The sequence below is a fragment of the Roseibium sp. RKSG952 genome, from assembly GCF_009711355.1.
The window spans coordinates 1-717 of record NZ_SMMF01000363.1 but is presented as its reverse complement, the minus strand read 5'-3'; the positions used below and the strand labels follow the sequence as shown (position 1 = coordinate 717).

Below are 717 nucleotides of genomic sequence, written 5' to 3'. Positions count from 1 at the left end.
GGTGAAGACCAGCGCCGCATCGGCGTCGGCCATGGGACGGCTCGAGACACAGATGTTGACACTGCCCGGCAACCTTGCGGCTCTTGCTGAACTGCCTGGGCGCTGGATCGACGCAGTGCATGACAAACAACCGCCGAAGTTCATCACACTCGACATGGACAGCTCCGAAAGCCCCGTGCATGGCGATCAGGAAGGCACGATGTGGAACGGGCACTTCCGGTCTAAATGCCTGCATCCCTTGTTCGTGTTCAATCAGTACGGCGATATGGAGCGTTGCGCGCTTCGGCCCGGCAACGTCCATAGCGCTGACGGCTGGGAAGATGTTCTGAAGCCGGTCCTGGCGCGCTATTCCCGTTCGGCCCGCCCCTCACTCCAGCGGCGGCGCTTCCGTGCCGATGCGGCTTTCGCCATTCCCGCGCTCCTTGATCTACTTGAGGATGAAGACTGGGATTACGCCATCCGGATCAAGGGAAATCCGAAGCTGCACTCCCAGGTCGAGTGGCTGAGCAAGCGCCGCCCGGGCCGCCCCCAAACCACATCGTCCGTCATTACACCAGCTTCCACTACCGGGCGAAGAGCTGGTCAAAGTCGCGCCGCGTGGTTGCCAAGGTCGAGTTCCATCCTGGCGAGCTGTTCCCGCGCGTGGGGTTCGTCGTCACCAACCGCAGCCTGCCAAACGAGAGGGTGCTGGCCTTCTACAATGACAGAGGAACAGCC

General features: G+C 61.9%; 1 pseudogene. It reads left to right on the top strand.

Features of this window, described 5'->3' with window-relative positions:
- Position 1: 1 nt before the first annotated feature.
- Positions 2–717, top strand: a pseudogene (locus tag E1297_RS01065) (IS1380 family transposase); the annotation flags it as partial.